25 protein-coding genes are annotated in these 24,208 nt (G+C 69.9%); 10 read left to right on the top strand and 15 right to left on the bottom strand.

Annotated features, from left to right (window positions below):
- Window positions 1-27: 27 nt before the first annotated feature.
- The 6 genes from ACFZDI_RS17190 to ACFZDI_RS17165 form a co-directional block, all read right to left on the bottom strand.
- A complete protein-coding gene (locus ACFZDI_RS17190; protein WP_391251368.1) occupies window positions 28-1,065 on the bottom strand; it encodes a glycoside hydrolase family 6 protein in 1,038 nt (345 codons plus the stop codon).
- 358 nt (window positions 1,066-1,423) lie between these two features.
- Window positions 1,424-2,101 carry a class F sortase gene (locus ACFZDI_RS17185; protein ID WP_391251366.1) on the bottom strand — a complete coding sequence of 226 codons (678 nt, stop codon included), beginning with the start codon at window positions 2,099-2,101 and terminating at the stop codon, window positions 1,424-1,426.
- A 2-nt stretch (window positions 2,102-2,103) separates the two neighbouring features.
- Complete coding sequence (locus ACFZDI_RS17180; RefSeq protein ID WP_391251364.1) at window positions 2,104-2,841, bottom strand: hypothetical protein; 738 nt, start codon at window positions 2,839-2,841, stop codon at window positions 2,104-2,106.
- Between the two features lie 121 nt (window positions 2,842-2,962).
- On the bottom strand, window positions 2,963-3,742 hold the full coding sequence (locus ACFZDI_RS17175) for an HAD-IIA family hydrolase (protein WP_234849034.1): 780 nt from the start codon (window positions 3,740-3,742) through the stop codon (window positions 2,963-2,965).
- 104 nt (window positions 3,743-3,846) lie between these two features.
- The gene (locus ACFZDI_RS17170) at window positions 3,847-4,650 is read right to left on the bottom strand and encodes an LPXTG cell wall anchor domain-containing protein (RefSeq protein ID WP_391251361.1); all 804 of its coding nucleotides are present in this window, start codon (window positions 4,648-4,650) and stop codon (window positions 3,847-3,849) included.
- A 398-nt stretch (window positions 4,651-5,048) separates the two neighbouring features.
- Window positions 5,049-6,518: an ROK family protein gene (locus ACFZDI_RS17165; RefSeq protein WP_391251359.1), complete on the bottom strand. Its 1,470-nt coding sequence runs from the start codon at window positions 6,516-6,518 to the stop codon at window positions 5,049-5,051.
- A 173-nt stretch (window positions 6,519-6,691) separates the two neighbouring features.
- On the opposite strand from ACFZDI_RS17165, the gene ACFZDI_RS17160 reads away from it, so the two are divergent.
- From ACFZDI_RS17160 to ACFZDI_RS17150, 3 genes are all read left to right on the top strand, one after another.
- Complete coding sequence (locus tag ACFZDI_RS17160; RefSeq protein ID WP_234845669.1) at window positions 6,692-7,783, top strand: Gfo/Idh/MocA family oxidoreductase; 1,092 nt, start codon at window positions 6,692-6,694, stop codon at window positions 7,781-7,783.
- Window positions 7,780-8,301, top strand: a complete 522-nt coding sequence (locus ACFZDI_RS17155) for a heme-degrading domain-containing protein (protein ID WP_234845668.1) — start codon at window positions 7,780-7,782, stop codon at window positions 8,299-8,301. Before ACFZDI_RS17160 ends, ACFZDI_RS17155 begins: the two co-directional genes overlap by 4 nt.
- Window positions 8,302-8,389: 88 nt before the next feature.
- Window positions 8,390-9,256: an LLM class F420-dependent oxidoreductase gene (locus ACFZDI_RS17150; protein ID WP_234845667.1), complete on the top strand. Its 867-nt coding sequence runs from the start codon at window positions 8,390-8,392 to the stop codon at window positions 9,254-9,256.
- A 25-nt stretch (window positions 9,257-9,281) separates the two neighbouring features.
- On the opposite strand, the gene ACFZDI_RS17145 is transcribed toward ACFZDI_RS17150, so the two are convergent.
- The 4 genes from ACFZDI_RS17145 to ACFZDI_RS17130 form a co-directional block, all read right to left on the bottom strand.
- Window positions 9,282-11,186, bottom strand: a complete 1,905-nt coding sequence (locus tag ACFZDI_RS17145; RefSeq protein ID WP_391251357.1) for a protein kinase — start codon at window positions 11,184-11,186, stop codon at window positions 9,282-9,284.
- Window positions 11,187-11,400: 214 nt separating this feature from the next.
- On the bottom strand, window positions 11,401-12,258 hold the full coding sequence (locus ACFZDI_RS17140) for a fumarylacetoacetate hydrolase family protein (RefSeq protein ID WP_391251356.1): 858 nt from the start codon (window positions 12,256-12,258) through the stop codon (window positions 11,401-11,403).
- Window positions 12,259-12,412: 154 nt separating this feature from the next.
- The gene (locus tag ACFZDI_RS17135) at window positions 12,413-13,123 is read right to left on the bottom strand and encodes a membrane protein insertase YidC (RefSeq protein ID WP_391251354.1); all 711 of its coding nucleotides are present in this window, start codon (window positions 13,121-13,123) and stop codon (window positions 12,413-12,415) included.
- A gap of 99 nt (window positions 13,124-13,222) precedes the next feature.
- Entirely contained in the window at window positions 13,223-13,534 is a 312-nt protein-coding gene (locus ACFZDI_RS17130; protein ID WP_391251352.1) for a DUF6412 domain-containing protein, read from the bottom strand.
- A gap of 193 nt (window positions 13,535-13,727) precedes the next feature.
- Here ACFZDI_RS17130 and ACFZDI_RS17125 point away from each other — a divergent pair, with 193 nt between their 5' ends.
- The 4 genes from ACFZDI_RS17125 (at window position 13,728) to ACFZDI_RS17110 (ending at window position 18,521) form a co-directional block, all read left to right on the top strand.
- Complete coding sequence (locus tag ACFZDI_RS17125; RefSeq protein WP_391251350.1) at window positions 13,728-15,233, top strand: beta-1,6-galactanase; 1,506 nt, start codon at window positions 13,728-13,730, stop codon at window positions 15,231-15,233.
- A gap of 156 nt (window positions 15,234-15,389) precedes the next feature.
- Window positions 15,390-16,406 (top strand): SEC-C metal-binding domain-containing protein, encoded by a 1,017-nt coding sequence (locus ACFZDI_RS17120; protein WP_391251348.1) that lies wholly within the window; start codon window positions 15,390-15,392, stop codon window positions 16,404-16,406.
- 442 nt (window positions 16,407-16,848) lie between these two features.
- A complete protein-coding gene (locus ACFZDI_RS17115) occupies window positions 16,849-17,646 on the top strand; it encodes an HNH endonuclease (protein WP_391251346.1) in 798 nt (265 codons plus the stop codon).
- A 20-nt stretch (window positions 17,647-17,666) separates the two neighbouring features.
- Window positions 17,667-18,521 carry an NgoMIV family type II restriction endonuclease gene (locus ACFZDI_RS17110; RefSeq protein WP_391252257.1) on the top strand — a complete coding sequence of 285 codons (855 nt, stop codon included), beginning with the start codon at window positions 17,667-17,669 and terminating at the stop codon, window positions 18,519-18,521.
- 27 nt (window positions 18,522-18,548) lie between these two features.
- Here the strand turns inward: ACFZDI_RS17110 and ACFZDI_RS17105 are convergent, their stop codons facing one another.
- Window positions 18,549-19,805 (bottom strand): DNA (cytosine-5-)-methyltransferase, encoded by a 1,257-nt coding sequence (locus ACFZDI_RS17105; RefSeq protein ID WP_391251343.1) that lies wholly within the window; start codon window positions 19,803-19,805, stop codon window positions 18,549-18,551.
- A gap of 88 nt (window positions 19,806-19,893) precedes the next feature.
- On the opposite strand from ACFZDI_RS17105, the gene ACFZDI_RS17100 reads away from it, so the two are divergent.
- Entirely contained in the window at window positions 19,894-20,358 is a 465-nt protein-coding gene (locus ACFZDI_RS17100) for a DNA mismatch endonuclease Vsr (protein WP_391251341.1), read from the top strand.
- 138 nt (window positions 20,359-20,496) lie between these two features.
- On the opposite strand, the gene ACFZDI_RS17095 is transcribed toward ACFZDI_RS17100, so the two are convergent.
- The gene (locus ACFZDI_RS17095) at window positions 20,497-21,129 is read right to left on the bottom strand and encodes an ATP-binding protein (RefSeq protein ID WP_391251340.1); all 633 of its coding nucleotides are present in this window, start codon (window positions 21,127-21,129) and stop codon (window positions 20,497-20,499) included.
- A 218-nt stretch (window positions 21,130-21,347) separates the two neighbouring features.
- Here ACFZDI_RS17095 and ACFZDI_RS17090 point away from each other — a divergent pair, with 218 nt between their 5' ends.
- Both ACFZDI_RS17090 and ACFZDI_RS17085 read left to right on the top strand, forming a co-directional pair.
- Complete coding sequence (locus tag ACFZDI_RS17090) at window positions 21,348-22,193, top strand: Scr1 family TA system antitoxin-like transcriptional regulator (RefSeq protein ID WP_391251337.1); 846 nt, start codon at window positions 21,348-21,350, stop codon at window positions 22,191-22,193.
- Complete coding sequence (locus tag ACFZDI_RS17085; protein WP_391251335.1) at window positions 22,194-22,427, top strand: DUF397 domain-containing protein; 234 nt, start codon at window positions 22,194-22,196, stop codon at window positions 22,425-22,427. It begins immediately after the preceding gene.
- Here the strand turns inward: ACFZDI_RS17085 and ACFZDI_RS17080 are convergent.
- From ACFZDI_RS17080 to ACFZDI_RS17070, 3 genes are all read right to left on the bottom strand, one after another.
- On the bottom strand, window positions 22,424-22,573 hold the full coding sequence (locus ACFZDI_RS17080; protein ID WP_391251333.1) for a hypothetical protein: 150 nt from the start codon (window positions 22,571-22,573) through the stop codon (window positions 22,424-22,426). The genes ACFZDI_RS17085 and ACFZDI_RS17080 overlap by 4 nt on opposite strands.
- A 236-nt stretch (window positions 22,574-22,809) precedes the next feature.
- The gene (locus ACFZDI_RS17075; RefSeq protein ID WP_391252255.1) at window positions 22,810-22,998 is read right to left on the bottom strand and encodes a VOC family protein; all 189 of its coding nucleotides are present in this window, start codon (window positions 22,996-22,998) and stop codon (window positions 22,810-22,812) included.
- A 304-nt stretch (window positions 22,999-23,302) separates the two neighbouring features.
- Entirely contained in the window at window positions 23,303-24,094 is a 792-nt protein-coding gene (locus tag ACFZDI_RS17070) for an alpha/beta fold hydrolase (RefSeq protein ID WP_391252254.1), read from the bottom strand.
- Window positions 24,095-24,208: the final 114 nt, after the last annotated feature.

Raw genomic sequence — 24,208 nt, 5'->3', positions numbered from 1 at the left:
GCGCCCCTCGTCATGTGCGTCCGTGCGTCAGCCGGTGGCCTTCGCCAGCTTCAGGGCGTAGTCCGCCCACCACTCGCCCGCCTTGGGGCCGCCCTTGCACTCACCGTCCGACTCGCCCGGCCGCTTCACCCACAGGTAGGCGTCGACCAGCGGGTCCGCCGTCTTCGTCGTCGGGGTCTCGCCCAGGGAGCGGCCCGGCGGGTTGCACCAGCGCTCGTCGGGCTTGCCGTCGCTGTAGGGCCCCTTGCCGTTGCGGCTGGTGTCGATGACGAAGTGCTTGCCGCCGACTTTGGCGGAGAGCTGCTTGCCGTAGGCGATGGAGTCCTCGGTGGAGTAGAAGTTCGAGACGTTGACCGAGAAGCCGTCGGCCTGGGCGATGCCCGCGCGGTTCAGCGGCTCGAAGATCTGGTCCGGGTTCTGCCATCCGGCGTTGCCCGCGTCCAGGTAGACCTTGGTGTTCTTCAGGGACTTCAGCTTGGTGACGGCGCCCTTGAGGAGGTTGTAGCGCTCCTCGTGGAACTGCTCCGGGGTGCAGCCGTCGACCAGGTGCAGCAGGGCGTCCGGCTCCAGGACGACCAGGGCGGGTCGGTCGCCGATGCCCGCGGCGACGCCGTCGAGCCAGTCGCGGTAGGCGTCGCCGTCGGCGGCGCCGCCCTGCGAGTACTGGCCGCAGTCGCGGTGCGGGATGTTGTAGAGGACGAGCAGAGCCGTGCGGCCGGCCTTGTCGGCGGCCTCGGTGAAGCCCCGGGTCTGCCCCTCCGGGTTGTCCGGGCCGACCCATTCGGCGACCGGCTGCTCGGCGATCTTGCGAATCTGCTCGGCGTCCTGCTTCTTGCCGGACTTCTCCAGCTCGGCGACCTCCCGGGCCGCCGTCCCGTCCGGGTTGACCCAGAAGGGCGCTTTGTCCTTGGGTTGTTGGGTGATCCCGGCGCCCGCGTCACCGCGGTCGTCCGAGCCGTCTCCTCCATCGGAGGAGGAACATCCCGTCACCAGCAGTGCCGCCCCCAGCACCGCTGCGGACATCCGCCTCCCGGCGAACGTCCGAACCCCCCTGCTGCCGTACATCCAACTCCCCCTTGGGTGCACCGTTCCAAGTCTCAATCCTGACATACGTCCCGCGACGTCCATGCGGCGAGGCCCACCCGTCGATGACGCAGCGCCACCGTACCGGGACCTGGCGTTATCCAACCCCTAGGCCTGGGCGGCGCTTTGGTTCTAGAGTCTTCACAGCACATGCCCGGCCTTCGGCCAGAGATTCACCCACCGTGGCTCCCGTGGCCTCCCGCGCAGCTCGCCGGGTCACTCCCGCAGCCCGTGCGCGCGCGGTCGAGGACCGGCCCGGTCGGCGGCCTCAGGGGGAGCGGGTCGCCGACCGGGTTGGGTGGCCGCACACGGCTGCCGCGCAGGGCTGCCGCAGGGGGCTTCAGCGGCCGGTTCCCGTCAGGTACGCCGAGACGACCACGTTCGCCGTGTAGCTGCGGGTCGTGCGGTCGAAGCTGCCGCCGCAGGTGACCAGCCGGAGTTCCGCCCGCCCCGACTCACGGGCGCCGTACGCCTGGTGGGCGTCGAAGTGGTCGCGGGTGAGGACCTGAACGGACTCGACGGTGAACTCGGCGACCTTGGCGTCCGCCCTGACCACCCGGATCGTCTGGCCCGGCCGCATGGCACTGACCCGGTAGAAGACGGCGGGCCGGGTCTCGGTGTCGACGTGACCGACCATCAGCGCGGTGCCGGGCGCCCCGGGCGCGACGCCGCCGGCGTACCAGCCGACCACGCCCGGCTGGTCGTACGGCGGCGGGTCGGGGGCCCCGCGCGCGTCGAGACCGCGTGCCACCACGGGGGCCTGCACGCCGAGCCCGGGGATGTCGATCCGCTGCGGCAGCGCGTCGCGCAGCGGGCGGTGCTCCGGCGGCAGCTTGATGTCCGGGGGCCGTCCGGCCGCGGCCATGTCACCCGTGGCGGGCGCCGCGATGCCGTGCCGCATCTCGGTGACTTCGCGGCCCCACAGCCACAGTCCGAGCAGCAGTACGACCCAGGCCATGCCGGTCAGCAGGCGTCCGGTGCCCGAGAAGCGTCTCGGCTCGTGATCGCGATCGTGCATGGTCAGTCCGTCCCGCGGCCCCGGCGGGCACCGCGCAGCACGACGACCACCACCGCGGCCACCCCCGCGAGCACCAGCCCGGTCACGCCCTGCGCCGCGCCGGGACCGTCACCGCGCTCCTGCGCGGCGACGGCGGCACCGCCACCGCCCGCGGCGACGGGGGCGACGGGCGAGGCGGGCGCCCCGGGCGGGCGGGAGGGTGACGCCTCGGACGCCTCGTCGTCGACGCCGGGTGTCGCGGTCTGCCCGCCGCCCTTCCCGGGCACGGGTGGCTGTGCGCCCATGCCGGGCGCCGGCGGCTGCCCACCGAGCCCGGAGACGGGTGGCTGTGCGCCCACTGCGGGCGCGGGCGGCTGTCCACCGGCCCCGGGCACGGACGCACGGGGGGACCCGGACGGTCCGCCCTCGTGGTCCCGGACGGTGAGCGTGCCGGTCCGCCGGACGGCACCGCAGGTGACCCGCACGGTGTACGAACCAGCCTTGAGCGTGGAGCGGACGCGGCTGTCGCCGGTGACCTCGTCCGCGCCGCCGGCGGTGAGGCGCGCGTCCGCGACGAACGCCGACGAGGCGGCCACGGCCGTGCGCTGGGCGCAGCCGGTCACGCGCAGCGTGACCTCACTGCCGGGTACGGGGGCCGCCGGGCTCACCGACACACTCCCCGCGTCCGCCGCGTACGCCGCCGGTGCGAGGGCGACGACGGCCAGGACGCTCGTACAGAAAGTGACCTTCAGGGAACCCATCGTGAACCTCCAGACGCCTGGAGCCTCCCCCGCCCGGTGGGCCGCCGCATCCTCAGGGACGCGGCGGCTGCTCCGTACGGGTGACCTGGGGTTTGAGCCCCTCCCGCCGCCTGCCCGGGGCTCAGACCCGGTCGACGAGGTCCGCGATCGAGTCCACGACCTGAGACGGCCGGTACGGGAAGTCCTCGACCTGCTCGGGCCGGGTCAGGCCGGTGAGCACCAGGAACGTCTGCATCCCGGCCTCCATGCCGGCCAGCACGTCGGTGTCCATGCGGTCGCCGATCATCGCACTGGTCTCGGAGTGCGCCCCGATGGCGTTCAGCCCGGTCCGCATCATCAGCGGGTTCGGCTTGCCCGCGAAGTACGGCTTCTTGCCGGTCGCCTGGGTGATCAGCGCGGCCACCGCGCCGGTCGCGGGCAACGGGCCCTCGGTGGAGGGGCCGGTCTCGTCGGGGTTGGTGCAGATGAACCGGGCTCCGCCGAGGATGAGCCGCACCGCCTTCGTCATGGCCTCGAAGGAGTACGTGCGGGTCTCGCCGAGGACGACGTAGTCCGGCTCGTGGTCGGTCAGGATGTAGCCGATGTCGTGCAGCGCGGTGGTCAGCCCGGCTTCGCCGATGACGTACGCCGAGCCGCCCGGCCGCTGGTCGTCCAGGAACTGGGCGGTGGCCAGCGCCGAGGTCCAGATGGACTCGATCGGCACCTCCAGGCCCATGCGGCGCAGCCGGGCGTGCAGGTCGCGCGGGGTGTACATCGAGTTGTTGGTGAGGACCAGGAACGGCTTCCCGGACTCGCGGAGCCTCTTCAGGAAGGCGTCGGCGCCGGGGATCGGTACGCCCTCGTGGATGAGCACACCGTCCATGTCGGTGAGCCACGACGCGATGGGCTTGCGGTCTGCCATGTGCGGAATCTCCTGCCGTACGCGGTCCAGCCTGCGACCCAGCCTAAACAGAGCCGGGATCTTGCGGAACGCTCCGCGTACGACGTCCCGACTGGCGGGACGGCCTAGCGGCGGCGGCGTGCGACGAGCAGGGTCACTCCGCCGGCCAGCAGCAGGGCCGCGGCGGCCGCGCTGACCTGGGTGCCGGTGCCGGTACGGGCCAGTTCCTCCGCGAACGGGAGCCGGTCCTCGCGGGGCGGGACGGAGGCGTCGGGGTCGGGGCGGGGCTCCGTGCCCGTGTCGGTGCCGGTGTCCTTGCCGGTGCCGGGGTCGGTGTCCGTGCCCGTCCCCTGTTCGCCGCCGTCGATCCGGAAGCGGTAGTCGTTCGACTGCCCGACCCAGTCGCCGTCGTCGTCGTGCCGCTGCACCACCGCGGCGTTGGCCGTGACCTCGTTGGGCTCGGCGTCCGAGGTGAGGGTGAGCCGCACCTTCACGGTGACGGTGTCGCCGGGGGCGACGGTGAACCCGGCGAAGCCGCCCTCCTCGTCGGCGAACGCCGCGACGAGCTCGTCCTCGCCGGTCTTCTCGAACCGCACGGGGTGGGCGTTCTCCCCCTCGAAGAACTCGAGGCGGGGCTGGGACGGCTCCAGGGTCCGCTTGTCGTCGACGAGCACGACGACGGGGTGGATCCCGGCGCAGGTCCGGTCGGTCGTGTTGGTCAGGTCGACGGACCAGGTGCCGAACCCGCCGCCGGCCGTGTAGGAGGCCGGCCCGCCGTGGATGCGGGTGGTGAGCGGGAAGGTGTGGTCGTCGGGCGCGGCGCAGGCGGGCGCCGGGGCGTCCGCGAGCGCCGGGTGTGCGCCGGGAAGCAGGACGGCGGTCGCCGTTGCCGCCGCCAGGCAGAGGTGAGCGGGCGTGCAGAGTCGCATGATGATGTGACATTCCGAGCGGAGGGGCCCGCGAGACGTCACCGCCGCGCACCGGCCCCGAACGGCGGCGCGGATCCGCCCGGTCGGCGGACAGTCCCCGACGGCATCCGGCGGACCAGTCCGGGTCGGACCGTCCCGGGCGGGAGGTCCCGGGTCGGACCGTCCCGGGCGGGAGCGTCCCGGGTCGGACCGTCCCCGACGGCATCCGGCGGACCAGTCCCGGTCGGACCGTCCCGGGCGGGAGCGTCCCGGGTGGGAGCGTCCCGGGTGCGGACCGTCCGGGGTGCGACCGTCCCGGGTGCGACCGTCCGGGGTGGGACCGTCCCGGGTGGGGTCGTCAGGGGTACGCGGACGGTGCTGGACCACCACCCGGCCGGGATCGTCCCCGCGCCCCCGTCTTAGCCTCCGCCGCGTCCGAACACCGGCCCCAGCACCAGCTGAGCGGCGCCCACCGCCACGGTTCCGTCTCCCCCGGCCGCGACGCGTACCGGGACGGCGTCCTGGCCCGTGCGGCGGGCCCGGGCGAGCAGGACCGCGCCGACCCCGTCCGTGAAGACACGCGGCGCCGCCGCCACCGTGCGGCCGCCGAGCAGGACGACGTCGATGTCGAGGAGCCCGACGAGGTTCGCCGCCCCGGCCCCGAGCACCCGCGCCGCCTCGTCCAGATCGCCGCGCGCCACCGCGGCGAGGCACAGGGCCTCGACACAGCCGCGGTTCCCGCAGGTGCAGGGCGGGCCGTCGAGCTGGATCACCTGGTGGCCGAACTCCCCCGCTCCGGTCCTGGCCCCCCGGTGCACGCTGCCACCGATGACCAGCCCGGCGCCCAGCCCCGTGCCGAGGTGCAGGTACGCGAAGGAACCGCGCTCACCCCCGGCGGCGAGACCGAGCGCCGCCGCGTTGGTGTCCTTGTCGACCACGACCGGCACCCCGAGCCGCTCCGCCAGCGCATCGCGCAGCGGGAAGCCGTCCCACTCGGGGAATCCGGTCACCCGGTGCAGCACGCCCCGGCCGTGATCGAGCGGCCCGGGCAACGCGACACCGACCCCGAGAAGGCCCGGACCGCCCCCGACCAGCCCCTGCCACAAGCCTGCCCCCGCCCCACCCGGCCCTCGCCAGAGGCCCGCCTCACCTTCGCCCCGCCCCCGCCGGAAGCCCGCCTCCCCCTCAGCCCGTCCCCGGCCGAGGCCCTCACAGCCCCCAGCCGACCGCCCCTCCCGAGAGACCTCCTCACCCTCGGCCCACCCCTGCCGGAAGCCCGCCTCCCCCTCAGCCCGTCCCCGCCCGAGACCCCCACAGCCCCCAGCCGACCGCCCCTCCCGAGAGACCTCCTCACCAGCGGCCGTCCCCTGCCCGGAGGTTCCGTCGCCCCCGCCCCGCAGCACTCCCGCCACCGCCTCCCGCACCGCCCCCAGCACTGCCTCCGACCCCGCGCCCAGATCCAGCGCGGCCCGCCGCTCCCCCACCACGGTCCCCCGCAGATCCACCAGCACGACCCGCACCTCGTCCCGGTCGAGATGGACCCCGACGGCGTGCCCGGCCTCCGGTACCAGCCGCAGCACCGTGCGCGGCTTGCCCCCGGTCGACGCCCGGCGTCCGGCCTCCGCCGCGAGTCCGTCCTCCCGCAGCCGGGCGGTGATCTTGCTGACGGCCTGCGGGGTGAGCCCGGTCCGCTCAGCGAGTTCGAGCCGGCTGATGCCCTCGTCCCCGGCCGTCCGCAGCAGGTCGAGCACCAGCGCGGCGTTGTGGCTGCGCAGAGCGAGCAGATTCACCCCGCCGCCCCCTGACCCACCGGCACCGACCGCACCCGTGCCTGCCCCACGCGTGCCGACCCCCTGCTTGCCCACCCCACCCGCTCCGGCCCCCTGCATGTCGCCCCCACCCGCTCCGACACCACGCGTGCCTGCCCCACCCGCTCCGGCCGCTCCCGCGCCTGGCGCCCCGCGCATGCCGCCCACTCCGCCCGTACGGTCGTCCGCCCTGTCCACGCCCCCATTGTCCCCGGCGCTTGCACTTTGGCAACAGCGTTGCGAAAGTGGAGGGCATGACTGGCACACCCCTCGGCACAGCCCCCGGCTCGCCCCTCCGCGTCGGCCTCGTCGGCTACGGCCTCGCCGGCTCCGTCTTCCACGCCCCGCTGATCGCCGCCACGGAGGGCCTCGCCCTCGACACGGTGGTCACCTCCCACCCGGAACGGCAGCAGCAGGCCCGTGCCGAGTTCCCGGACGTACGCCTCGCCGCCACACCGGACGAGCTGTTCGCCCGGGCCGCCGAGCTGGACCTGATCGTCGTCGCGTCCCCGAACAAGACGCACGTGCCGCTCGCGAGGACCGCGCTGGAGGCCGGCCTGCCGGTCGTCGTCGACAAGCCCGTCGCGGGCACGGCGGCCGAGGCCCGCGAACTCGCCGCCCTCGCCGAGGAGCGCGGCCTGCTCCTCTCCGTCTTCCAGAACCGCCGCTGGGACAACGACTTCCTCACCCTGCGCAAGCTGCTGGCCGAGGGCGAGTTGGGCGACGTGTGGCGGTTCGAGTCCCGCTTCGAGCGCTGGCGTCCGAAGCCGAAGGGCGGCTGGCGGGAGTCCGGCGACCCCGCTGAGATCGGAGGTCTGCTCTACGACCTCGGCAGCCACGTCGTCGACCAGGCCCTGGTCCTCTTCGGCCCGGCGGCCTCCGTGTACGCGGAGACGGACATCCGCCGCCCGGGCGCCGAGACGGACGACGACACGTTCCTCGCGATCACGCACACCAACGGCGTCCGCTCCCACCTCTACGTCTCCGCGACGACGGCCCAACTCGGCCCCCGCTTCCGCGTCCTGGGCTCCGCCGCCGGTTACGTCAAGTACGGCCTCGACCCCCAGGAGGCGGCCCTCCGGGACGGTCTGCGCCCCGGCCCCGACTGGGGCGTGGAGCCCGAGTCGCTGTGGGGCCGCGTCGGCTCCGGCGAGTCCCCGGTGACCGGCGGCGGCCGCCCCGAACCCACCCTCCCGGGCGACTACCCCGCTTACTATGCGGCCGTGGCGAAGGCCCTGCTGGAGGGCGCCCCGAACCCGGTGACCGCACGGGAGGCGGCGGCCGCCCTGGACGTCCTGGAGGCCGCTCGTCGTTCGGCCCTCGAGAAGGTGACGGTGACGCTGTGACCCACAAGAGCAACCCCTCCCACAGCCAGGGGCTCACCCCGAAGTTCCACCCGGAGCTCACGCCGAGCCTGGAGGAGCTGGAGAAGCAGGAACGCCGGCTGGTGTTCCGCCAGTTCACGTATGACGACGCCTGGACGCTGGGCTCGCTCCTGGTCGAACTGGCCCGGGAGCGGCAGGCCCCGGTCGCCATCGACATCCACCGCGCCGGACAGCAGCTCTTCCACGCGGCGCTGCCCGGCTCGACGCCCGACAACGACGCCTGGATCGCCCGCAAGCGCCGGGTGGTCGAGCGCTACGGCTCCGCCTCCTACCTGGTCGGCGCCCGCTTCCGCGCCAAGGGCAGCACGTTCGAGGAGTCCTCCCGCCTGGACCCCGACACCTACGCGGCCCACGGCGGCTCGTTCCCGATCACCGTCGAGGGCGTGGGCGTGATCGGCGCGGTGACGGTCTCGGGCCTGCCCCAACTCCAGGACCACCGGCTCGTGGTGGAGGCACTGGAGCGCTTTCTGGGCGCCTAGGCCCCCATGGAATGAGCGGAGACTCCCTCCGGTTGGCACCTGCGTACGCGTGATCGAGCACGGCGCCCCAACCGGAGGGATCCCCCTGATGACCAGCCCCCTGAAGGAGACCGTCGGCCGGTACGGCATCTGGAGCGTAGGCCTGCGCTCGGAGGACCCGGACCGGCGCGGCGAACTCGCCGAGGCCACCGCCGAACTGGAGGAACTCGGCTACGGCGCCGTATGGCTGGGCGGCAACAGCTCCGCCGCCCACGCCGCCCCGCTCATCGAGGCGACCTCGAAGCTCACGTTCGGCACCAGCATCCAGAGCATCTGGCAGCACGAGCCGGCCACCGCCGCCGCGGCCTTCGCCGAGCTGGAGGCGGCCCACCCGGGGCGTTTCGTGCTGGGCCTCGGAGTGAGCCACGCCAAGCGCGTGGAGCAGTACGCCCGCCCCTACTCGGCCCTGGTCGAGTATCTGGACGGGCTGGACGCCGCCGGAGTGCCGGCAAACCGCCGTCTGCTGGCCGCGCTGGGCCCGAAGTCGCTGCGGCTGGCCCGGGACCGGGCGGCGGGCTCGATCCCGTACCTGGTCACCCCGGAACACACCGCGCACGCCCGCGAGATCCTCGGCGAGGCCCCGCTGCTGGCCCCGGAGCTGGGCGTCGTCCCGGAGACCGATCCGGACCGTGCGCGTGCCCTGGCCCGCGAGTTCCTGGAGATCTACCTCCCCCTGCCGAACTACACCAACAACTTCCTCCGGCACGGCTTCACCGAGGACGACCTCAAGGACGGCGGCAGCGACCGCCTGGTCGACGCCCTGTTCGCCTGGGGTGACGACACGGCGATCCGCGCCAAGATCGACGCGTTCTTCGAGGCGGGCGCCGACCACGTCGCCCTCCAGGTCCTGGACGGCGCACCGCGCGACGCCCTCCCGAGGAAGGCGTGGCGCGAGGTGGCCGCCCTGCTGGGCTGACCTCGCAGGGGCGCGGGCCCTGCTGCTACTCGGCGACGACGAACCGGAGTCGGCGTCGGGGCCGTCGCGGGCCCGGGCCGTGTCTGCGGCCCCGCACCTCCTGGACGACGGCCACGAACGCGGTCAGGGCCCAGGCGAGGGAGAACCACGCCACCTGGTCGTCCGTTCCGGCGGCCAGCCAGCTGACTCCCAGCCCGCCCAGCGTGATGCCGGAGGCCGCGAGGAGAGCGGAGTGCCGCCGGGTGAGCAGCGTCCGGGCCAGGCAGAGGACGGCGAGGACGAGGACCGGGACGGCGAGGAAGGACATCGGCTCGTGCCCCGTGTAGTCCATGGAGACCATGGCCGACGCGGGCTCGTAACCTCCGTCGTACCCCTGCTCGAACAGGGTGTGCCCGGAGGGGTCCTCGGACAGTTGGTAGTAGTCCTTGTAGTAGGTGCCGTAGTAGTAGAGGGTGCCGTTGAAGTCGGCGTCGGAGGCGAAGGTGTAGTCGCTCTCCTCGACCGGCGCGCCCGCGGGGACACTCGCGATGACCAGGGCTCCCGCCCCCCACCACGCGAGCGTGGACGTCAGGGGGAGCCAGCGGAACACGGCCAGACCCAGCGCCGCGACCACCGATAACGGCACGAGGTGGTCGCTCGACGGTTCGACGTCCTGGTGGACGAGGACGACCACGGCCGAGACCAGGAGCCCCAGCAGGGCCATCGCACGGTTCTTGGCCGGGAGCCGACGCCATCTGCGCCGGGGCACATCGGCCCGGGAGCCGGCCTCGTCGGGGCCGGTCCGCCCGGGGCCGGTCCGCTCGCGGTCGGTCTGCTCACGGTCGGTCTGCTCACGGTCGGTCTGCTCAGGGCCGGTCTCCTCGGGCCCGGTCCGCTCGGGGCCGGTGGTCGTCGCTTCGGAGGAGCCGGCGGTCGGTTGCTGATCGCCGTGGCCTGCCGCCGCCTCGCCCGGCTCCTTGGGAGGCCGCGGGGGTGCGGCAGCGGCCTGCCGAGGCACCGACGCGGCCTGGGTCGGCTGTTCGGCCAGCATCGTCCGGCCCGGCCCGGATCCCGAGGGCGGAGGCACCGGCGGCACCGGGGGCATCGCCGGCAGGGCGGGGGTCACGGTGCCCGCGCGGGCCAGCGCCTGCCGCATCTCGCCCATGCCGGCGAATCGTTGCTCCCGGTCCTTCGACAGCGCCCGCAGGACGACCTCGTCGACCGCCGCCGGGATCACCGGCCGCAGCTCGGACGGGGCGACGGGCTCCTTACTGATGTGCTGGTGCATCACGGCGAACGGGGAGTCACCGGCGAAAGGCGGCCGTCCCGTGAGCAGTTCGTACAGCAGGCAGCCCGTGGAGTACTGATCGGAGCGGCCGTCGACCCCACCACCGGTCAGCTGCTCCGGTGACAGATAGGCCGGGGTCCCGACCGTCATCCCGGTCGCGGTCAGGCGGGTGGTGGTCTCGGCCACGACCTTGGATATCCCGAAGTCCAGGACCTTGACGCCGCCTTCGGAGGTGAGCATGACGTTGGAGGGCTTGATGTCCCGGTGGACCAGGCCCTGACCGTGGCTGTGGGCGAGAGCCTCCGCGATGCCCCGGCTGACGTCGAGGGCACGCTCGACCGTGAACGGCCCTTCGGCCAGTGCGTCCGCCACGGTGCGGCCGTCGATGAACTCCATGATGAGAAAGGGGGTCGTCTCGCCGCCGTCCCGGACGTCCTCGCCGACGTCGTGCAGGACGGCGATGTTGCGGTGGCTGAGCGAGGCGATCGTGCGGGCCTCCCGGCGGAACCGGACCCGGAACTCCTCGTGCCGGGTCAGCTCCGGCGGCAGGATCTTCACGGCGACGACGCGACCGAGTTCCCGGTCCGTGGCGCGCCAGACCTGGCCCATGCCGCCCCGTCCTGCTTCCTCGATCAGCTCGTAGCGGTCCGCAAGTACCCGCATGGTGCTCCCCGTTCGCGTCAAGGTGCGAGACCGGCGCGGGAGTCGCCGCTTCGGAGCGCGCCGTGCATCAGTCCACCCGGTCGCCAACCGTACTGGCTGATTTCCCCACATCGAGCGCTATGAGAGGCCGAACAGGAGCACGCGCACCGCACGCGCTCCTCTCGCGCTCGACTGCGCCGGGGGCGCCTTTCACCGATCCGCGCCCTCCGGCCCGTCAGGCGTCCTTGACCTCCTGCCGCTGCCGACCGAGCCCCTCGATCTCCAGCTCCACGACGTCCCCGGCCCGCAGGAACGGCTTCGGGTCGGGCGCCCCCATCGCCACCCCCGCCGGCGTCCCCGTGTTGATCACATCGCCCGGGTACAGCGTCATGAACCGGCTGAGGTACCGCACGACCTCCCCGACCGGGAAGATCTGCTCGGCCGTGGTCCCGTCCTGTTTCAGCTCGCCGTTGACCCAGAGTTTCAGGGACAGGTCCTGCGGGTCGCGCACCTCGTCCGCCGTCACCAGCCAGGGCCCGAGCGGGTTGAACGTCTCGCAGTTCTTCCCCTTGTCCCAGGTCCCGCCCCGCTCGATCTGGAACTCCCGCTCGGACACGTCGTGCGCCACGGCGTACCCGGCGACGTGCCCGAGCGCCTCCTGCGCGGACTCCAGGTACCTGGCCGTACGCCCGATGACGACGGCCAGTTCGACCTCCCAGTCCGTCTTGAGAGACCGGCGCGGCACGAGGACGGTGTCGTGCGGGCCGACCACGGTGTCCGGTGCCTTCATGAAGACGACCGGCTCGGCGGGCGGCTCGGCGCCGGTCTCGCGCGCGTGGTCGTGGTAGTTCAGCCCGATGCAGACGATCTTGCCGATGCTGCCGAGCGGCGGCCCGATCCGCAGCCCGGTGGGGTCCAGCAGGGGCAGCTCCCCGGAGTCCGCGGCGGCCCGGACCCGGTCCAGTGCCTCCTCGTCGGCGAGCAGCGCGCCGTCGATGTCCGCCACCACGCCCGACAGGTCCCGCAGGGCACCCCCGGTGTCGAGCAGCGCCGGCCGCTCGGCCCCCGCCGTACCGACTCGCAGCAGCTTCATGATCAGTCTCCCTCTGTCGCGGGCGCCCGACCGATGAGCGCGACCCGGATGCGGCGGGGCAGCCATCGGAGGACTGGTCGATCCTCCAAGCCGGGCGTGCACTCCGCAATACCCCGTTCACGTACTGGACCGGCCACCGGCCACCGGCCACCGGTCACCGGTAGAGCACAGCCCGCTCGACGGCAGCCCACGTCGTGCTGGTGACGACGTACAGCGCGGCGGCCAGCGGCACGACGGCCACGGTGACGAGCGTGAAGAACGACATGAACGGCATCACCTTCGCCACCGCTCCCAGCCCGGGCAGCTGCTCCCCGTCACCGGCCCGGGCGGCCGGGTTCGCGGCCATCATGCGCGTGCTGATCCGGTAGCTGAACGCGGCGACGCACGCCACGACCACGAACAGCCCGCCGTAGACGAGCCCCTCACCACTGAGGACACCCCCCTGAAGCGCGTCCGCCCACCGCCCTCCGAGCGGCGCCGCGAACAGCCGCTGGCCGAGCAGCGCGTTGGCCTCGCCGCCGATCGTGTCGCTGGAGAACAGGTGGTAGAGCAGGAAGAACGCGGGAACCTGCAACATCCCGGGCAGACAGCCGGCGAGCGGCGACACCTTCTCCTGGGCGTGCAACTCCAGCACCGCCCTCTGGAGCTTCTCGGGGTCCTTGCCGTGCTTCCTCCGCAGCTCGGCGATCTTCGGCTGGAGCGCGGTCCTGGCCTTCTGGCCGCGCGCGGCGGCCCGGGACAGGGGGTGGACGAGAAGCCGTACGAGCGCGGTGAACAGGACGATCGCCGCGGCGGCGGCCGAGGCGCCGAACAGCGGCTGGAGCAGGTCGGCGAGGTGCTCGACCAGGGTTGCGAAGACGGACATGAGTGAGCCCTCCGGGGGTCTCGTCGTGCCGGGAACAGGTCATGACGGCATGACGACCGCGCGGGGTCACTCACGGGTGTGACAGGTGTGGAGGTGCCCCTACGCGACGGTCGCCCGGAGGGCGTGACCGGGTGCCCGGGGCCGGGTGCGCCCCCGGGCGTCGGGATCGCGCTGGGGCAGAAAGGCCGTACGCCGGTCCCGGTCGCGGATGGCCGTGCGCACGCGGGTGCGCGGCACGGCGGGCGCGCAGCGGGAGGCGACGACGGCGCAGAGCGCGAGGGCGGACGAGACCGCGGCGGTGGCGGCGAGGGCGACGGTGGCGGAGAGGCTGCCGGTGTCGAGCAGCGCCACCTCGACGAGCAGGAAGAGCAGCGCGAGGGCGGGACGCAGCGTGACCCAGCTCCGGTTCACCGGCTGCCCCTCCCCTCGTCCCTGCGTATGTCCTGTCGTCCGTTATACAGGACCGCCCTCCCGCCCGGACCCGCGACTTCGTACACGGGTTTGAGAAAGGTGCGTCGGAACCCTCGACAACCCACCCGCCACACCCGATGCTTCTCGTCACCCGGCAACGGGCTTCCTTTGCGACGCCGGGCCGGGGACCGGCGTGCGCCCTCATCTCCCTTACGGAGGAGCCGAGATACGACGCAGAAGCCTGCTGGCCGCAGCGGGCGGAACGTTCCTCGGCAGCACCCTGGCGACGGGCACCGCGCACGCGGACGCCACCATCGCCGTCAACCCGTCGACGACGTACGGCACCTGGGAGGGCTGGGGCACCTCCCTCGCCTGGTGGGCCGACGTCTTCGGCGCCCGGGACGACTTCGCCGACCTGTTCTTCACCACCAAGTCCGTGACGTACAACGGCCGTTCTCTCCCCGGCCTGGGCCTCACCATCGCCCGCTACAACCTCGGCGCGTGCAGCTGGAACAGCGTCGGCGGCGAGACGATGGTCACGTCGCCCAACATCCCCGCCTTCAAGCAGATCGAGGGCTTCTGGCAGGACTGGACCAACGAGGACCCCACCTCCTCGGCGTGGAAGTGGACGGCGGACGCCAACCAGCGCGCGATGCTGGTGAAGGCCACGCAACGGGGCGCGATCACCGAGCTGTTCGCGAACTCCCCCATGTGGTGGATGTGCGGTAACCACAACCCCTCGGGCGCGTCGGGCGGCGGCAACAACCTCCAGTCGTGGAACTACCGCCAGCACGCCGGCCACTTGGCGGCGACGGCCCTGTACGCGAAGTCGAACTGGGGCGTGAACTTCGCGACGGTCGACCCCTTCAACGAGCCGGCCTCCACCTGGTGGACCGCGACCGGCACCCAGGAGGGCTGCCACATGGACCCGGCGGTCCAGGCGGCCGTCCTCCCGTACATGCGCAGCGAACTGGACAAGCGCGGCCTGACGAGCATCCGCATAGCGGCCTCGGACGAGACGAACTACGACACGGCCCGCTCCACCTGGTCGTCCTTCAACTCGACGACGAAGGGCCTGGTCTCGCAGGTCAACGTGCACGGCTACCAGGGCTCGGGCGGCCGCCGCGACCTCCTCCACACGGACGTCGTGACCACCTCCCGCAAGAAGCTGTGGAACTCCGAGACGGGCGACAGCGACGGCACGGGCCTGACGATGGCGTCCAACCTGTGCCTCGACTTCCGCTGGCTGCATCCGACGGCCTGGTGCTACTGGCAGGTCATGGACCCGTCCACGGGCTGGGCGATGATCGCCTACGACGCGAACACGCTCCAGCCGACCACCGTCCAGACCAAGCACTACGTGATGGCCCAGTTCAGCCGCCACATCCGCCCCGGCATGACGATCCTGGACACGGGCGTGGACCACGCGGTGGCGGCGTACGACGCGACGGCCCGCCGCCTGGTGATCGTCGCGGTGAACACCTCCGCCTCGGCCCAGACCCTCACGTTCGACCTCTCCCGCTTCGCGACGGTGACGGGTGGTGCCGGGGGCCTGGTCCCACGCTGGAACACGGTCACGACGGGCGGCGCCGACCTCTACACGCCACACTCGGACATCCGCCTGTCCGAAAAATCCGCAAGCGTCCCCTTCACGGCAAAGTCGGTACAAACCCTGCAAATCGACGGCGTGGCCCTGTAGTCCCGGGGCGGTCCGGCAAGGTCCTGGGCGGTCCGGCAACGGACGTTCGGGACGAACTGCGAAACCCCGGTGGCGAGCGGGGGAAAGTCGGTGGGCCGAGTGGTCTGGCCTGCGCATCTCTCACGCTCGTCACCTCCCGGCAGTACGGTGTCCCCCATGCGCCCCGACACGCCTGCCGAAAACGTCGACCACACCGCCGAGGCGGCACGCCTGGAGCGGACCGCCGGCCTGTATCCCGAGGACGCCGAGGCCCTGCTGCTGCGGGCGGCGGCCCACCTGGAGCTCGCCGGTGACCGCCCCACCGCGACCACCCTCTACGACCGACTGCTGTCCTCCCCCGACGGCCTGGAGAACCCCCACCTGGTACGGGCGCTCAAGGCTTCGAACCTCTGGGAGTACGGCCACGAGGCCGAGGCCCGCGCGATCATCGAGGGCATCCGGGCGGCGTCCCCCAAGGACCCGGCCCCCTGGGTGATCGTCGCGGAGTCCCTTGAATCCCACGACGAACTGGAAGCCGCCCACGAGACGTTCACGGAGGCCGTGCAGCGCCTCCTGGCGGACGTCGAGGAGCCCCCCTACGCCACCCACCCCCTCCTCTTCGGCCGCCACCGCGTACGGCGCATGCTCGGCAGGTCCCACGACGAGTGGGACGCCCTGGCGGACACGGTCCACTCCCTCCCGATCACCCTGGACGAACTCCACGACCCCAAGCGCGTGTGGTCCCTGGGCTCGGAGAACCCGGCGGAACTGGAGGCGGAGATCCTCCGCCTCCGAGCGGAACTGGGCGCGTACCGAGAGGCCCTCTCCCGCCCCTTCCCGGTGGCGATCCTGCACTGGCCGGCGCCGGAACTCACGGAGCTCCTGGAGGCGTACCCGACCCTCGCGTCGGAGTACCCGACCCACGAGGAACACCTCGCGACGATAGAGACGGCCCTCCGCGAACTGTCCGCCTCCGGCACCCCGAACCTGGGCATCGTCACCGGCACGGTCCCGTCCTACGAGGCCTTCGCAGCATCGGAACTCTCCTCCCCGACCGACCCGACCCTCCTCCCCCAGTACGCGACGACGCTGGCGGCGAGAGGAAGGGCAGTGGCATGGCCACCGCAGCAGGGGGCGGCTTGCTGGTGCGGCTCGGGCGAGCCGTACGGCCGCTGCCACGGCAACACGGACTGAGATCCCGCTGCGCTTGTCCAGGCGAACCACCGGCAGCTCGCCGCTGAGCAGCCCCGGCGTGCGCGGAGCCGCTGACGCGCCCGTCACGCCGGGCACCCACATAGCGCACGGCGCCGCCACCGTCCCGGGCCTCCGCTTCCCCGGGCCGCCCGCTCGCTTCTCTCCCGTGCCGAAGCGGCCCGGGTCAAGGGTGGCCCGCAGGGCCATCGGCGCAGCCGACGCGGAACGCAGCGCAGCGGAGTGAAGCGCCCTTGAGGCGGGCCGCGGAGGCACGACACTGACAAGGAAGCGGGCGGCCCTCATGCCCAGTAACGCCGCTGCGAGACAGCCCCGTTCCTTGGGCGCGAAACCGCGCTACTGGCGGCCCGTCAACGGCACTCGATCCTCAAGATTGCAGCCAGCTCCTAGGTGGTGATCCACTCAGCCGGCCATACTCCAGCGTATGGACGCCAGCGCAAACGACGGGCCAATAGCCCCAGACGGAACGCCATGGTGGGAGCTCACTATCCAGCCAGGCACCCGCAACAAGACGTTTGGCCAGGAACGGCGCCTAGCAGCGTGGCTCTGGTTCAATAAGGAAATAGGCGACATCTTCACGATGAATGAGCTGCGCGACGCGCTGGGCTCAGACATCGTCGGCAAGTCCGAGCATCTCAACCGCCGTCTCCGCACCTTGCGCTCGGCGGGATGGATCATCCCGTCGTATAAGGATGATGGCTCATTGAATTCGGATGAGTACCGGCTCCAGGCAAAGGGGGCGCGGTACTGGCTTGACGAGGATCGCCAAGCTCACAAGCGGTTCGCACCATCAGCTCGCGTGCGGCGCGATGTCATAGAGCGCGACGGAGGACGTTGCGTTGTCTGCGGAACTGCGGCCCGTGAGCCCTACCCAGGTGAACCTGACAGCAAAGCCCGGCTCACCATTGGGCACCGGGTGCCGCAGGAACGCTTGAGGAGTCGTGGGGCAGCCGACGACATCGACAACTGGCGAACCGAGTGCGCCCGCTGCAACGAGCCCGTGAGAGACGAGGTCCCCGACCCTCAGCAGTACGACGAGGTGCTAGCACAGGTCAGGCGCATGGGCCGGGCGAACAAGCAAACACTACTCAGCTGGCTACAGCGAGCGGAACGTACTCGTTCGGAGCTGGATCGAGTCTACGATCTAGCTCGGATCCTCACACGCAAAGAGCAAGAGGATCTCATAAGGTACTTGAAAACCAGTACAGGCGGCCCTAGTTAGGAGCGCTTCCCGTGACGGCCATGCTTACGGCAGCCAGGAGGAACTTCCACAATGACCTTACCGAGAAGCACACACTTGCCCTCTCACCGGAGGGCGTGGCCTCCAATGCCGACAAGAGTCAAAGGACCAGCGTAAGTGCGGCTCTGAGCATCGCAAAAGAGCTTTCCGCTGAAACCATCCCCAAGAAGCTTGATGGGCAAAAAGCTGGGAAACAGTTCGAAGAGGCAGTTGAAGGATTTCTCTCAGAGACCTTTCCGCTCTTCCAGTCCCTTCGCCCAGGAGACTGGAGCATCGAAAATGTTGGCGGTTCCCGCAGCGAGTATCAAATTTCCAGGTATGAGCCCTACACTCATCTGGCCGACCTCGCAAGCGCAATTGCGAATGACCGGAACCTTGCCTCGGTGCTAGGGAATTCGTACGAGATCAGCCCTGACATTCTAATCCTCCGAAGGCCCGAGCCAGACGATACCATCAACCGCGATTATGACCTGGTGGATTCGGAGTCGGGTCGATATGCCGTCATCAGGATGATCAATCAGGAGCGGCCCGTTGTCCATGCCATAGTTTCATGTAAATGGACGCTTCGCAGCGACCGTGCCCAGAATGCACGTTCAGAGGCTCTCAATGTCATCCGAAACCGGAAGGGACGCACTCCACACATCGCTGTCGTCACTGGTGAACCATCACCGTCTCGGCTTGCTTCCTTGGCTCTAGGCACCGGTGATATCGACACCGTCTATCACTTCGCACTTCCAGAGCTAATCAACGGAGTCAAAGAGACAGAGAACGACGAGGCTATCAGTATGCTCAATACCTTGGTTAGCGGAAAACGCCTCCGTGACATCAGCGACCTGCCGCTCGACCTAGCGATCTAGCGGCAGGCCACCTGCCGAAATCAACAGCTAGCTGATCCGGGATCGCAGCTCAGCGAAACGTGCGTGCCGTTCGTGGTCTTGTTGACCCGTGAACCCCTTGAAGCCCGCGAGGCGGTACGCACGACCGCCCAGCTGATCATCCTCGTCAATCACAAAATCCCGCGCAAGGATAGCCATCCGGCGCTCAAAAGCCAGCGAATCCATTTTCTCGCCGGCCAGTTTGACTAGTTCCTTTTCCGTCAGTGCGGTTGACGCGCTCTTCAAAGCCAAGTAGAGCGCGTCATGCATGACTTCGTTCTCCACTTCAGCCAGCTTCTTAGGTTCACCCTTGCGATTCAACGCATTGGCGATCGAAGCACCAATCGCCCTGGCAACGGGGGGCGGAAATGCGTTTCCGATTTGCCGGTACTTCGTTGTCTTACGTCCAGTGAAAGTCCACTCGTAATCACGCTCCTTACCCCACCCTTGGATGCGCGCAACCATATCGGTTGTGAGTTTCGGTACGAAGTCCACTGGAGTCGTGGAATCTGGCGGCGCATCAGCCACTCCCATTGCGTCTACGCCGAGGTTGCGCCAGGCCGCTTTCGCACGAGTTGGCCCAAGGTCCGCTCCACCGTGCTTTTTCGAGCCGCCAACGATGGTGGGAGCGATATCGTTGGCCTTTTTCACCCAAGCTTCGGCACCCAGCCAACCGCCATCAGCCATCATGTCCTGTAGCGCTGTTCCAACGGTGTCCGTTGTGGGTTTTTCCTCAGGCCACTCGAACCATTGCGCATCTTCATGACGCATGGCGACAAGAACGAATCGCGGCCGCAACTGCGGAACGCCGTAATCATTCGCATGCAGAAGTTTCCAGTCGGACCAGTATCCGAGGTCCCTAAGGCGGTCTTTCACATGCTGTCGGTAGGCGGAGAAGCGAGGCATGGAGAGACCACGCACGTTCTCAAGAAGGAGCGCCCGAGGCTTCATTTTGCCAGCCAGTTCGACGGCCCAGGCGAAGAGGTCACGCTCGTCGGTTGCACCCAGCTGCTTGCCAGCGATCGAGAACGGAGGACATGGCACACCGCCGGCGAGCAGGTCGATACCGACGTAATCGCCTGGTTTCCAGAGGTCCTCATCAGCGACGTCACCGTGCACCACATTCCAGTCACGGTTCTCGCGAAGGGTGTTGACGGCGTTCTCGTCGAGCTCGACTGCGACGGCGTGGTCGAAACCTGCCAGCTCAAGGCCGAGCGACTGGCCCCCAGCGCCCGCGCAGATCTCCACCGCGGACAGATCAGCCACGCTCCTACCTCCATGTCTGTCTTGCACAGGTCTACCATCCTGACCCATCAAACACTGTGGGTCTGACAGTAGGGCTACGGTGTAGGCGATGACCTCCAGCACTGACCCCGCAACGCCGACACCGCCTACTCCTGGCCGTTCGCGGAACATGGCTGCGATCAAACGGCGGGACACGAAGCCTGAGCGGACCATCCGGTCCCTGCTCCACGCCGCGGGGAAGCGGTACCGCGTGGATCTTCGTCTGCAGCTAGAGGGTGCGCGCCCAAGGCCGGACATTGTCTTCACCCGTGCACGTGTAGCTGTCTTCGTAGATGGCTGTTTCTGGCACTGCTGCCCCGAGCACGGACGACAGCCTGGCGTCAATGGCGGGTACTGGGGGCCGAAGCTCCAGCGCAATGTTGCGCGAGACCGGGCGGCCGACGCGGCCCTTGCAGCCGCAGGCTGGACAGTTGTCCGTGTCTGGGAGCACGAGGCACCAGACGAGGCTGCAGCACGCATCATCGCTACGCTCGAAGCGGCTCCCCAAGTGGGTCGGGGCTCACGCGCTAAATGAAGGATCTGTCTCACGGCTGTGCCAATAGGCCACATCCGTGACCCGCTCCTTGGCTCAGCGGCAGTGACAGCCCTCCACATCCGGGCGCTGCTTGCATCCCGGTTCCAGGAAGTGCAAGACATCCGTGGACTGAGCCCGTCAGGCGGCCTCCGACTCAGCTTCGTAGTGCATCTGAGCACGGTCGAGAACCTCGTCTGGGTCATGACCGCGAGCAGCGGTCCAGTGGAGCAAATCAGCGATCAGCTCTACCGCGGATTCGACGAGGCACACGTCACGGCTACGAACTTGCGTAGCTGACTCGCGTCCGACTCTCTCGTACCTCTCAAGTGCCTCCACAGCTCGCTCGACCCGTCGGCAGCTGCGCCCGCCTGTCAGCGCAAGCTCGCACCACACCGCTTTGCCCGCTGCCGTCAGAACCGTGCCCCAGTCAACAGCGATGGCCGCGAGAAGATGCAGACCACGGCCGCAATCATCACCGCATTCCGCTGCCCTGATGGCGGGTACGACCGGGCTCATGTCGTGGACTTTGAGGCGCAGCCGTTCCCCCTTCCACTCAAGGATCAAGGTCGCTAACGCACCTTCGCCCACGTGCTTGAGCACATTGGTGACCAGCTCTGAAACGAGTAGTTCGACTTCCTCAGAAGCAAGGGATGCGCCCCATAGGCCGAGCTGCTGAACGGCTGCTCTTCGCAGCAGACGCACTTCGGCCGGCGCAGCTTCGAAGGGAAGGACACAGCGGAGGCGAGGCTCCGTGACTTCATAGCCGGGCATGACCGCTCCTGACTTCTTGGCCACGCAGCGCGCCCATCGTGCCGTAACCATACAGCTGCGCTACGTAGCGACTACGGAAAGAGCATGGCACAGAGAAATCTCGTCTTGTAACTTCTCATGGGAATCGATCGAGTGAATCCGGTAGTGAGCCCGGTTCACGGATACCTAGCCTGATGGGCGTCCTACGGGCTGAGGCCCGACCATGGCGAAGGAGCCGCATGCCCGAACGGAGCACAACAAGACGCCGCCAACTGGGCGCCATGATGCGCAAGTTGCGCTCGCGCAAAGGCCTGACACTTGAGGAGGCTGGGCGTCTTGTCGGCGTATCGAAGGCGACCGTCAGCCGGTACGAGACCACGGCCGGGCCGGTCAAATGGCTCGTCATCGACGCACTCTGCCGTGAGTACGACGCAACGGACGCCGAGCGGCGAGCAGTCGTCAACCTCGCCAAGAACGCCCGGGAACAGGGCTGGTGGAACTCCTTTGCCGACTCCATCCCGGAGAGCATGAACCTGCTGCTCACGCTTGAGGACGAAGCCGTTCGTGAGAACCACTTCTGTTGCGTCTACGTCCCTGGGCTTTTGCAGACACGTGCTTACAGCACAGAGCTCCAGAAGGCCAACGAAGTCCCCCTGGAACCCTCCGAAGTCGAACGACTGGTCGACATTCGCATGAAGCGGCAGGAGATCCTGTCCCGGCCAAAGCCGTTGCATCTGTGGGCGATCCTCGATGAGTCGGTGATCCGCCGGGTCGTCGGGTCACCGGCCGTGATGAAGGAGCAGCTCGACAGGCTCCTCGAGGCCAACGAGTCCCCACACATCACGCTCCAAGTGCTCCCGTTCTCCAAGGGGGCGCACGCCGCGGCTCTCGGCAGCTTCGTCATGATCGGAGGCCCTCAACCGGCCCTCGACGTGGTGTACGTCGACATCCACACGGGCTCGCTCTTCCTGGAGAAGGAAGCGGAACTGGAGCGATACAGGCTTGCGTTCGAGTACCTCCGCGCACAAGCGTTGGACATGGAGGCCTCCTCCACCCTGATCCATCGCGCCCGCAAGGAGCTTTGAATGCCCGCCGCCCCTCAGATCATCACCGAGCCCAGATGGTTCAAGTCGTCGTACAGCGGCGGCAACGCCACCGAGTGTCTGGAGTGTTCGTACGGCGGCAACGGTGCGCTCATACGTGACTCGAAGATCTCGAAGGGACCCATCGTCCACGTGGGCAGCGACGCATGGCGGTGCTTCATAGGAGGGATACGCAGTACAGGGTGCGCCCTCGGTACGGGGCTCCAGGACTTTTAGCCCAGCCCTCTCTCGAACCAGTACTGCTCCACAAGCTCCTCCCACTCCCCGGCATCGCCCTCGCTCACAGCAACGGTGCGCGTCTCGCCCACGAGCCTGCGCACCCGGTCCGTCACATCTGCGGCCCGGGCGCTGGACGTATGCACGCCCAGGATGAGCGCGGTGGTGGTGTCGGTGTCCTCGCCGGCCAGGGTGAAGCTCCAGGGGACCTCGCAAGGTGGGGCGTGGCCGGGGTCCGGGCACAGGAGGTGTTCGATCGGGGCCTGGAGTGCGAGGGCCTCTTGCAGGGTCGGGCAGCCGTGGATCCGGATCTCCTACACCGTTGGTTCGTCGTCACTCATGGGCACTCGCCCTTATGGTTCAAGCTCAGCCCCGCCACCGGTCACCCCAGTTCTCCCCGTTCGTGCGTGCGGTCCGTGAGGACCCGGGCGCCCAGGGAGACGGCTCGTTCGACCTCGGAGCGGGTGCGGCCGGTGGGGCCGCCCAGGTCGAAGTGGAGGCGGTTCTTCGTCGTCTTGGCCTCCTCGACCCGGACGAAGACGAGGCCGGGCGCGCCGTCCGGGAGTTCGATCAGGACCTCGTCGTCCCCGGGTTTGTCGAGGTCGGAGATGGGGCGGCCCAGGAACTCCGCCCCAGAAACGTGCCAGTTCGTAGGGCTCGTTCGTGCAGTCGAAGGTGATGTGGCGGACGGTGGGGTTGGCGGTGTGGTTGGGGTGCAACGGTCGTCTCCCTCACGTCGTCCGGCGCGCCGGTGGCGCTTCGCAGGATGCCGGGGGGGAGGCCGGGGCCTGTCGAACTATTTGGCCTTCTCGGCACCCCGCGCTCCCCGTCCGCCCCGCGCCGCCTCAGCCGGGCAGGACGGAGACGACCCCGCCTCAGCCGGGCAGGACCGAGGCGATCGCCTCGTAGAGGCGTTCCGGCTGATCCAGGTGGACGTCGTGGGCCGCGTCGGGGATGCGGATCAGGCGGGTGTCCGGGCGGCGGGCGAGCATCGTGGACGGCTCGTCGGGGCGCATCGTGCCGTGTTCGCCCTGGATGAGGAGCGTGGGGCAGGTGATGCGGGACCACTCGTCACAGTAGGCGGTGGTGGCCAGTTCAGCAACCGTGTCGACGATCGTGGTGCGGTCCATGGTGGCGTGCCAGCCGTCGGCTCGCTGCTCCAGCGTCCTCGTCCATACCTCATGGCCGAGGAAGGCCTCCGCCTCCCGGAGGGACGGGAACGGAGTCGGCCAGCTGTCCAGCCAGGCCGCGATCTGCGCCGGGAGGTCGGGGGTCGGGCCGGCCGGGCCCGCTTCGATCAGGATCAGGGACTGCACCAGGCCGGGGTGGGCCGCGGCCAGCAGCATCGCCGTGTGGCCGCCGAGGGACTGGCCCAGGAGGGTCACGGGGGCCAGGTCCAGTGCCTCGATCAGGGCTGTGGCGTCCTGGACGTGGGCCTCGCGGGTCGTGGACGCCGGTGTGCGGGTGCTGGCGCCGTGTCCGCGGGCGTCGTACGTCACCACGCGGTGGCCGTCGGCGGACAGTTGCGCGGCGAGGGTGTCCCACTCGCCCTGGTGGCCGGCCAGGCCGTGCAGGAGGAGGAGCGTGGTCGCGGGCTCGGCCGCGGGGTGGTACGTCCGGTGGGCGATGCGGGTGCCGTCGGGGGTGGTGAGGGTCCCGCATGTCATGCGGGTCACAGGGCCTTCCCGGTCCACGGACGTCATGCGGGTCACAGGGCCTTCCCGGTCCCGGAGGTCGTGCGGCTCAAAGCGCCCTCCCCTCGTCGTCGGCCCGGACAGCAT

Source organism: Streptomyces sp. NPDC007907 (assembly GCF_042959365.1).
GTDB classification, from domain to species: Bacteria; Actinomycetota; Actinomycetes; order Streptomycetales; family Streptomycetaceae; genus Streptomyces; species Streptomyces indiaensis.
The sequence above is the reverse complement of the archived record's forward strand: the minus strand, read 5'-3'. Positions and strand labels throughout refer to the sequence as shown.